Source organism: Cesiribacter andamanensis AMV16 (assembly GCF_000348925.1).
GTDB classification, from domain to species: domain Bacteria; phylum Bacteroidota; class Bacteroidia; order Cytophagales; family Cyclobacteriaceae; genus Cesiribacter; species Cesiribacter andamanensis.
In genome coordinates, this window is the sequence record NZ_AODQ01000210.1 from 1 (window position 1) to 3950 (window position 3950).

Here is a 3950-nt window from a genome sequence, read left to right on the forward strand (position 1 = left end):
CATCGCCCCGCTTGTTGAATTCTTCTGCCCAGATCAGCTTGCCCCGCTGCTGGGCCTGGCCCGGCATTGCCAGCAGCAGCAGAAGGCTGAGCAGCAGGTAGGGGCCTGGTTGGTGTATGCTAAAATTGTTCATGTGTCTCTCCATAATCGTTTACTGCCTCATTATACTGCTGAACTATTCCGGCTGAAATACCCGTACATAATCCACCACCATGCGCTGTGGAAAGCTGGTGTTGGCATCGGGATTGCCAGGCCAGTTCCCTCCTACGGCTACGTTGAAGATAAGAAAAAACTTTTGCTGAAACTCGCTGAGCTCGGCAGGGGTAATATCCACTTCGTTGAATTGCACGTCATCAACCAGCCAACGCAGGCGCCCCGCATCCCACACCAGCGAGAATACATGAAACTCATCGGCAAAGGTGCCCTCCTGCAGCCTGTAGGACCGGCCGAAGGTGGCATAGTTTCCGGCATTGGACCAGTGAATGGTACCGTGCACCGTGTTTTCCCGCCCGGCGCCGCCAATCATTTCCATGATGTCGATCTCGCCGCTTTCGGGCCAGCCTACGGTAGGAAAATTGGCGCCCAGCATCCAGAGCGCCGGCCAGATGCCCTGCCCTTGGGGCAACACCGCCCGTATGTCGATGCGGCCGTACTGAAACTCCTGCTTGCCCTGTGTTTTGATGCGGGAAGAGGTGTACTGCCGGCCTCCGAAGGCCTCCTGCTTGGCGGTGATGATCAGGTAGCCATCGCGTACCGCTGTATTTTCCTGCCGGTAGTACTGCAGCTCGTTATTGCCCCAGCCTCCGGCACCGGTGCCGGTCTCAAAGGTCCAGTTGGCCCCATTCAGCTGGCTGCCACTGAACTCATCCTGCCACACCAGCTGCATCCCTTCGTAGCTTTCGGGGGTGGTGTAGCCGGTGGTGGGAATCCAGTCGCCATCCCGCAGCTGAATAGTCACCTCAGTAGTCTGGGTGGTAAAGGCTGTTTGGGTGGCATGGGCCCGCACGGTAATGGTATAGGTACCCGTAGCGGAATAGGTATGGGTCAGGACCCGCTCCTGAGTGGTAACAGGCGTTTCAGTAGGTCCTTCCCCAAAGAAAACGGTATAGAAGTTGGCGTTTTGGGCGGATATGCGCAGGCTGATCTCCCCGGAGGTTTCCCCGGCCTTTTCTACTGTAAGGGTAAGGTTGGTCGGCAGGGTAAGCCCCGGCTCCGGCTTATCATCGTCGCAGCTCCAGCTCAGCAGGCCAAAGACCAGGAGGAGGAGTATAGGGTGTAGTTTCATGTAGGATATGTTCAGGAAGAAAAAGAAAGCCCGCCTGCTTACCTAAAGCAAGCGGGCCCTTCTTTGGTTCTCATCCGGTTTAGTACACTGGCGCAGCAGTACGGGTGCTGCGCCAGTGAGCGCTTTTACTCCAGTCTGATATCATCAAAATAGAAGGTACCGGCGTTGGCCACACTCCAGCCCGGGAATACCACCAGACGGGCATAGCGGCCCGCTGGAGCACTGGAGAAATCAAAGCTTACTTCTGTCCATTGCTCTGCTACGGTCACTTCAGCATCCAGCTCAATGAAGTCGCCCTGCGGATCATCCATATTCTCCAGCTTAAAGCGGAAGGTACCGGTTTGGGGCGCCCATACTTTTACTTTCATCTGGCCCTGGCCGCTGAAGTCCAGCGGACTGCCCAGCTCTACAAACAGGCCCGCCCAGGTTTCGCCGCCATGTACGGTCTTGGCCACCCGGTTGCTGGTGTTGATGCCGCTCTTATCTGGATTGTCCACTACCTCATAGGTGCTGCCGCCAAAGGTAGTAAAGGCTGGCTCCTGCGTTTCAAAGGTAATGGGCAGGGCTAAGGGCGGTGCTGCCTGGCGAATATCATCAAAGTAGAAGGTTCCGGCATTGGATACGTTCCAGCCCGGGAACAGTACCATACGGGCGTAGCGGCCGGAGGCTGCCTGGGACAGGTCGAAGCTCAGCTCTACCCATTCCTCTGCTACGGGCACTTCGGCATCAATCTCAATAAAATCTCCCTGGGGGTTATCCATATTCTCCAGCTTAAAGCGGAAGGTACCGGCCTGGGGCGCCCAAACTTTTAGCTTGATAATTGGCTGAGTACTGAAATCCAGGGGATCGGTCAGTTCAAAGAACAGGCCGGCCCAGGTTTCGCCGCCATGCTCGGTCTTGGCTACTTTGTTACTAGTATTAATGCCGCTTTTGTCGGGGTTATCTACCAGTTCGTAGGTGCTGCCGCCAAAGGTGGTAAAGGTGGGGCTTTGGGTCTCGAAGCCCAGTGGCAGGCTTACGCCCGCTGGCGGTGGCGGTGGCGGAGGGGTATAGCCCTCAGGAATCAGGCGCAGAAACCAGGCCAGGGCATCGTTGGCAGCATCGAAGTACTTCAGCACCAGTTCATTGTCGCTCAGGCTAATGATCTCATAGGTGCGTACGCCGGTATAGTAGCCGATAAAGCCGCCATTGGAGATGGTGATGAACTGTACGCCCTGATCATTTTCGCTAACCGACCAGCTCAGGTTGGCAGGTGGGGTATAGGGGGCGGTATAGTCGCCTACGGGGCTCTCATACGATCCTGGGAAATTACCTGCCTGACCTCCGTTTAGGTACACATCGCCGGCAGTTTCCATCAGATAGGTAAAGCCTTCCAGCTGAAAGGTATAAGTATCGTTGTAGAGGCCACCACCCTGCTTTTCGTTAGGGCCGGCGGCGTACCAGATGGGAGAGCTTGCATCAACAGGCCCTACACCAAAGTGGCCGGCGCGTGCCGCATCAATCACCCAGGTTTTCTGGCCAGGGCCATTGGGGCCGCCTGTCAGCATGTTGTACACGGGCAGGTCTAGCAGGGTGGGATCGGTTTCGGCAATCTCAATGGTCTGAGTAGAAGATACGCTGCCGCCGGAAGTAAACACGGTAAGGGTTACCTCATAGGTGCCCTTTAGGGGGTATACCCCTGTGGCTATATCGCCTTTGGCCAGCGGGGCGCCATTGCCAAAATCCCAGGTTTTCATAAAGCCAGAGGAAGGACTGGTAAAGCGGATGATGTTGTCGTTCTCGGCCGTGGGGGCATAGGTAAAGACTGCATCCTGCTCGGTAGGCGGAGCTCCCAGCGAGAACTCCTCCTGCTCAAAGAGATCACAGCCCGCCACAAAGGTCAGCAAGCCGATGATCCAGGCGAAATTATAAAGTATACGTTTCATTGGGTACGGATTTAGGGGTTAATTATAACCGGGGTTTTGCTGCCATCCGGCCCGGGCCAGGTCTATCTCGGCCTGCGGAATAGGAAACAGCTCGTGGGTGCCGGGGCGGAAGCCTTCTATGGCATCGGCAGCACGGCCGGTGCGCACAAGGTCAAAGAAGCGGTGACCCTCGCCGGCAAACTCTACCCGACGCTCGTGGTAGATGGCTTCTACCAGAGCCGTGCCGGAGGCGGTTACCACCGGCATGTCTACCCGATCCCGCACCTCATTGAGGTACTGGCGGGCCAGGCCTTCGTTGGGGCTGGCTTTGCGGGCATGGGCCTCGGCCGCCATCAGCAGTACATCGGCATAGCGAATCACCTTATGGTTTACCGGGCTGGTGAGGTCATCGTCGCCCAGGCCAAGCTCATCCTTGCGTTTCAGGTATTTATTATTGTAGTAGCCGGTGTGGCCGCCACCCCCTTCGGTATAGGTAACGGTTTCGGACTGGCTTGCCACAAAGGCCTCAATGTCCAGGATGGAGGCGGCCAGGCGTGGATCACCGGCTTCAAAGGCATCTACCAGATCCTGGGTAGGCAGGTTGTAGCTGTTGCCATCGGCATAGATGGGACCGTTGTAGCCCCGGATGGCCATGAAAGCCAACGGCGGCAAAGCCTTCCAGACACACAAAAGCAGCCGTAGCTACCCCCTTCCAGACCGGTACTCTATGTCGAATACCGTTTCGGTGCTGCCTTCGTAGG

The 3950-nt window shown here is 56.7% G+C and carries 3 protein-coding genes; all 3 read right to left on the reverse strand.

Going from position 1 to position 3950, the window contains the following annotated elements; translation table 11 throughout:
- Nucleotides 1-175: 175 nt before the first annotated feature.
- Nucleotides 176-1285, reverse strand: coding sequence for a family 16 glycosylhydrolase (locus ADICEAN_RS20385; protein WP_009197569.1), 1110 nt, complete (start codon nt 1283-1285; stop codon nt 176-178).
- A 125-nt stretch (nt 1286-1410) separates the two neighbouring features.
- A complete protein-coding gene (locus tag ADICEAN_RS20390; RefSeq protein ID WP_009197570.1) occupies nt 1411-3210 on the reverse strand; it encodes a PKD domain-containing protein in 1800 nt (599 codons plus the stop codon).
- 18 nt (nt 3211-3228) lie between these two features.
- The gene (locus ADICEAN_RS20395; RefSeq protein WP_236612973.1) at nt 3229-3861 is read right to left on the reverse strand and encodes a RagB/SusD family nutrient uptake outer membrane protein; all 633 of its coding nucleotides are present in this window, start codon (nt 3859-3861) and stop codon (nt 3229-3231) included.
- Nucleotides 3862-3950: the final 89 nt, after the last annotated feature.

Bases quoted from the DNA above. Each gene is read 5' to 3' on its own strand.
- ADICEAN_RS20385 (WP_009197569.1), bottom strand. From the start codon at position 1,285: ATGAAACTACACCCTATACTCCTCCTCCTGGTCTTTGGCCTGCTGAGC.
- ADICEAN_RS20390 (WP_009197570.1), bottom strand. From the start codon at position 3,210: ATGAAACGTATACTTTATAATTTCGCCTGGATCATCGGCTTGCTGACC.